Annotated in this window: 5 protein-coding genes; 2 read left to right on the top strand and 3 right to left on the bottom strand. The window is 45.6% G+C overall.

Annotated features, from left to right (window positions below; all coding sequences use genetic code 11):
* Window positions 1-271: 271 nt before the first annotated feature.
* Together BWI93_RS28530 and BWI93_RS04475 are read right to left on the bottom strand one after the other, a co-directional pair.
* The gene (locus BWI93_RS28530) at window positions 272-553 is read right to left on the bottom strand and encodes a transposase (RefSeq protein WP_255157728.1); all 282 of its coding nucleotides are present in this window, start codon (window positions 551-553) and stop codon (window positions 272-274) included.
* A 314-nt stretch (window positions 554-867) separates the two neighbouring features.
* Window positions 868-1329: a putative immunity protein gene (locus tag BWI93_RS04475; protein WP_094808951.1), complete on the bottom strand. Its 462-nt coding sequence runs from the start codon at window positions 1327-1329 to the stop codon at window positions 868-870.
* A gap of 146 nt (window positions 1330-1475) precedes the next feature.
* Here BWI93_RS04475 and arr point away from each other — a divergent pair, with 146 nt between their 5' ends.
* A complete protein-coding gene (gene arr / locus BWI93_RS04470) occupies window positions 1476-1892 on the top strand; it encodes an NAD(+)--rifampin ADP-ribosyltransferase (RefSeq protein WP_094808950.1) in 417 nt (138 codons plus the stop codon).
* A 189-nt stretch (window positions 1893-2081) separates the two neighbouring features.
* A complete protein-coding gene (locus tag BWI93_RS27655) occupies window positions 2082-2732 on the top strand; it encodes a hypothetical protein (RefSeq protein WP_176454132.1) in 651 nt (216 codons plus the stop codon).
* A gap of 247 nt (window positions 2733-2979) precedes the next feature.
* Here the strand turns inward: BWI93_RS27655 and BWI93_RS28525 are convergent, their stop codons facing one another.
* On the bottom strand, window positions 2980-4887 hold the full coding sequence (locus BWI93_RS28525; RefSeq protein WP_255157727.1) for a family 43 glycosylhydrolase: 1908 nt from the start codon (window positions 4885-4887) through the stop codon (window positions 2980-2982).
* Between the last annotated feature and the right edge of the window lie 383 nt (window positions 4888-5270).

The raw sequence follows: 5270 nt of genomic DNA, 5'->3' as shown, positions 1-5270 counted from the left end.
TTGGTGTTTAGCGTAGCGTCACCAACAACTCAGCCTCATTCACTATAATGAGTAAGAAATCCAAACGCATCCTGATTAAATTCATAAAATCGGGCACTAGAATAATAATAATCTTCGGGTATATGGGCCAAATTCCAGTGCGGTTGAATAGGATTATTATGAATATAGGTTAGCTTTTCTAGTATGACTTTATTTGAGTAGCAGTAGATAGATAAAGAATTTCTTTCCCAAATCTGATATTTTCGATCACCCTGTGTACTTGCTAATTTTTCTAAAACTGCTGGATGGTTTTTTGAATATCATTTTTAATGTACTGACCCGTAAATTTCAAAAAATCTCGTTGTACTTCTGACTTGCTAAAGGGTGGCGTTATCTTCCAAATCAGGTGAAGGTGATTTGGCATAATTACAAATCCATATACAATGACTCTATTATTTTCTACTAAAAAGCGTAAACTGTCAATGATGATTTGCTTATATTTATCAGGTTTGAGTACGTGTTTACAGGAAAGAATAGTCGCTGTGAAAAAAGCGGGATACTGATGCTCATGCATGAGTTTTAGCCATTTCTAACAAATATGGTTTATAGCTATATAAAGCTATACGCCGAATAATAAGTACTGATTGTTAGAGACACTTCGTTAAGACAAGAGTAGAGTAATACGAAGTAAAGTTTCGTTCGATGATTAATTCTTATTGAAGTGAAGTTGTTGGTGACGCTATGCTAAACACCAACAACGGCGAAGACTCGAACTCCCACACCGGAATCGGTATTACCTATTCAAAGTACCATGTCTACCTCTTCCACACGGCCGTTGTTGGTGACGCTACGCTAAACACCAACAGCGGCGAAGCTCACCTAGAAAAATCAAATCTCCTTCAACAACTTTACCTGTGCTTCTCTTTCTTTCCTTACTTCTTCCAGATCGCCGGGAAACAGTTTATTGATCATCGTCACCGCAAAATCAGTGGCCCATAAGCCATGATATTTCGTATGCGGGCTGGCCGCTATCTGTGCCTGCGTTCTTAAAAATTTTACTTTAGCCGGGTCTTTTTCAAGTTTAGCGATTCGGCTTATTTCCAGACTCAAATTCCTGGCTTCGTGATAATTGGTTTTTCCATCCAGCCATCTTTGCATGGCTTCGAATGCTGCCTTTATTTCGTGGCAGGGTTCGAAGCCCGTTTTCTCAATCAGATGTTGTCCGAATACCAAACAAAACTGCACCATTTCCCGGTGGTTTTTGGTATCGTACAGGGTTATAAACTCCTCCTTCAACGCAGGAATATCTTCTATTTTGCCGACTAACCGCTGGTATTCGTAAATATTCATAAGCTCCTGTTACCTTGGAAATCATTAACTGTTCATACAGACCTCACTCCGCCGTTGCTGGTAACGACTTGCCAAACAACTGCAAAGTCAAAACCAAGCCCAAGTATAAACGAAAGCTTTTACTCAATAACCAAACTACCCAACGAATGGATCAGACCAACGATTTGTCTTCCATTAGCTTCTATCATGGAACCAAGGCCGATTTGAAACCGGGTGATCTCATTCGACCGGGCTTTCAATCCAACTACGGCCAGCGGAATCAAGCAAAATACATCTACTTAACCGCCACCCTGGATGCCGCCATCTGGGGTGCCGAGCTGGCTGTGGGTGCAGGGCCTGCACGAATCTATCAGGTAGAACCTACCGGCCCTATTGAGGACGATCCTAACCTGACCGATAAAAAATTTCCGGGGAACCCTACCCGCTCCTATCGTTCCTTACAGCCGCTCAAGGTCGTCGGTGAAATTACGGAATGGCAGGGGCATACGCCCGAGCAACTGAAAGCCATGAAGGATAACCTGGAGCGATTAAAACAACTGGGGATTGAAGCCATCGAAGATTAATTCCTAGGTTCCGGAATCACGCCGGGGAGCGGTTGTACTCCTAGGTTGATCGGTACCAACGGCCATTCATCCGAAAAAACACGTATGAACGGTTCTCTGGCTTTTCTTTACTACTGGAACAGCTCACTCGCCTGGTGAAGGCTTCCGCTCTCTACGACCAAAATACCAGTACTTATTCACTACGAATCGATGGAAGAAATCAAACCCTACACCAGCCTTGAGGAAGCGATGCGGGAGCTAGACAATGGTGGTCGATTTTACAATCTTTTCACCGAGGCTCAAGATGAGGTCATTACCCCGGCCGAACTGTCTAAAGTATCGGGTGTATTTCTTACGAAACAGAAAATGATTCTCTTTCTGGAAATGGCCCTTTGCCGATTGGACGAAAAAGCAAAAGCAGAGGTATTATCAAAACTGGATGATCGATTGCAACTGGATTATCAGAACTATAAACCTTTGCAGATAAGCGTTTCGGAAGCAATTCAAGTGCATTCTTCTTCCAATATTATTCTTACGGGAACGCCTAAACCCAATACTTCGAAATCAGCTCTGGAAGGCTTTGTGCTCATTCCCTTTGGAAAAACTTTTATGCTGATTCCCACCGTTGATTTATACGACATTTACGAACTAACCGACGAACAGACAGCCGAGAAACTTCTCATTGCTCACAGCAAACGTTCGGTAAAACTACCCGAACAAAAGCTGATGGTGGGTGGGATCTGGAAACAATTTCCTGCTCCGTCGGATAAAGATCAGGCATCGACTCCTGATGTCCTGGAACGATTAACGTCGAAACAAAGCGGTAAACGCTATTTGGAAATTCATTATTTCATTGCCTAAAGGCCTTCATCTGTTTTTCCGGTTGTTGAGCCTCCTACGCTAGATACGAACCCTGGCGTAGCGAGTTCTCCTTTCTTTCTGACCTCATTTCAAATTTTTTCCTGTACTACTTTAGCAACCTAAAGGTATTGTCTATGAGGTAGCCAATGCCTACGCCAGGATACCGCCGGTCGTAAAGATTCGGCTTACGAAAATCAGCCTACGACTTCGGCGTTCCCGGGAGGCATCGACTACTTGGTTTTTGAACTTATTTAGACGAGCTGGACGTATTCGTAACGCCTTCACTAGTCATTACGACCCGTTTTAGGGTTCCGTTCTTGTTATACTGTAGTTTATCAATGCATATCGAGCGGCTAAAACTACTACCATCGGTTTGAATACCGCCGTTGTGGTAGATGAAGTACCACTGCCCTTTATGCTGGACGATCGCCTGGTGGTTGGTATTACTATTGCCCGCAATTTCATTGAGAATGCCTTTGTATTCGTAAGGCCCTTCGATGGCATCGGCCACGGCGTACGCAATTTTCTCCGGGAAACCCGTCGCGTAACTCAGGTAGTATTTGCCTTTGTGCGTATGAATCCAGGGGGCTTCCGTAAATTCGAAACCAGGGAACTGCACTCGTTTGATTTCTCCTTCGATTTCAATCATATTTTTCTTGAGCCGGGCATAATAGCATTCGCGATTGCCCCAGAAAAGCCAGGCCTGATCCTTGGCATCGATATACACCGTGGGGTCAATACAGGCCCAGGAATGGGACGAAGCGAAACAATCCTTGTTGGTAAGCAAGGGTTTTCCCAAGGCATCTTTGTAAGGGCCTTCCGGTCGATCGGCTACTGCCACGCCAATACCCGACCAGTTGGTGCTGATGTACCAGTAATACTTTCCGTTTCTTTCAATGACCTGACCCGCGTACGCATCTCCACTCTTCGCCCAGGGGAAATTCGTTATTTGTAAGGGCACGGGATACTGGGTCCACGTTTGTAAATCCGTGGTTGAATACACCAGCCAGTCTTTCATTTTATACCCACTTTGTCCACCCGCAAAATCATGGCCCGCGAACAACCACAGGGTATCCCCTTTCACCAGAGCCGCCGGATCAGCCGTGTAGGCATGCGTAATGATGGGATTTCCTTTGGAGGTGAAGGTGTAGCGATCGGAAGCCTCGACGGGTTGTAACAAGTCGTTGGGAACCCCGCCCCACTTCGCCTGCAGGCGGCGGGCTTCTTCGCGGGTAATGCCGATGACACTGCCGTGCCGGGGATTAAAGTTTTTGGTAAAGGACTCGGGTTTATCCGTAAACTGATACAGATCGGTGCTCCGCTGAAACTCATACCGCAGGTTGGTGTACAGGTCATACATCAGGATATACTCGTCCGAATCATTGCGTTTGAAGACACTGGACCCTTCCACCACAATCTTTTGATCCGAATACGCATCCAGGTACTTAAAATCCTCCACCCAGGGACCGCTCAGCGACTTCGACGTGGCCTGTTGAATACCATTTTTGATTTCTTTCCCGTTCTCATCTTTGGTATTCCCTTTAAAAAACAGATGGTAGGTACCGTCTTTATACACGATATCACCGTCAATAGCTCCGTACTTGGCCCGGAACATCAGCTTGGGTTCGGCCTCAAAACCCGTAAAATCCGGATTGGCGTAGGCGGAATAAAAATCAAGCTTGGAATCGTCTTTGAAACGTACGGTGAAGTAGATCAGATACTTCTTTACCTGTGGATCATAAATGGTTTGCGGAGCCCATACCCATTGCACCTTCCCAAAGGTCTGCGGATAGGCTTTAGCCAAATCGATACTTTGGTGCGTCCAATCTACCAGATTAGTGGATCGCAACAGGACAATCCCCGGATTGCTGCCCCAGCCGTTCTTACCGACGAACATATCGGTCGCCGTCAGGTAAAAGGTATTTCCATCCTCCCCCCGTAACAAATGCGGATCCCGAATTCCACCCGTTTGCGAGATGTCACTGGAGGCAAGGATAGGCTGGTTATTATTTAAAGCAGACCAATGGATGGCATCCTTGCTTATCCCTAGGCGTAACTGCTCCTGCTTGAGCGGGTCTCCTGAACCCTCGAAGTAAGCAAATAGATAGCCTTCGAAGGACGATAAATTCTTTTTGGTTTGAGTAAAAGCGGACACACTGCCTAGCAGGACGAATAGGACAGTCAGTACTCGGTTACGTAAAATCATTTGAGAAGCTAAGTAGGATACGAAAGAAAGAGGTTTACCGGGTTTCTGTTCAGGCAAAGATGTACGTTTCTCTAAAAGATTACCCTATCCGAGAAGTTGCCATCATTCACCTGAGCTCATAGCGTACGGGCATCACTTCTGCTGGAGCTTGGGGCGGTGATGCTAGGTATCCGTTGCTTTACGACGGATCTGCATTCCTGAAGAATCCTCTACTATTATGCTGAAAGGAGTGATTCATACTCATTCCAGAGCTATCAATCGTAGGAATTTCGCTGTTGGTATTTAGTATAACGTCACCCCTGCCGTTGTTGGTGTTTAGCGTAGCGTCACCA

This window comes from Siphonobacter sp. BAB-5385 (assembly GCF_002261125.1).
Taxonomy (GTDB): domain Bacteria; phylum Bacteroidota; class Bacteroidia; order Cytophagales; family Spirosomataceae; genus Siphonobacter.
Note: the sequence above shows the minus strand (reverse complement) of the source record. Positions and strands in the feature narration are given on the sequence as shown.

Coding starts and splice junctions, on each gene's coding strand:
- BWI93_RS28530 (WP_255157728.1), bottom strand. CDS start 553: ATGCATGAGCATCAGTATCCCGCTTTTTTCACAGCGACTATTCTTTCC.
- BWI93_RS04475 (WP_094808951.1), bottom strand. CDS start 1,329: ATGAATATTTACGAATACCAGCGGTTAGTCGGCAAAATAGAAGATATT.
- arr (WP_094808950.1), top strand. CDS start 1,476: ATGGATCAGACCAACGATTTGTCTTCCATTAGCTTCTATCATGGAACC.
- BWI93_RS27655 (WP_176454132.1), top strand. CDS start 2,082: ATGGAAGAAATCAAACCCTACACCAGCCTTGAGGAAGCGATGCGGGAG.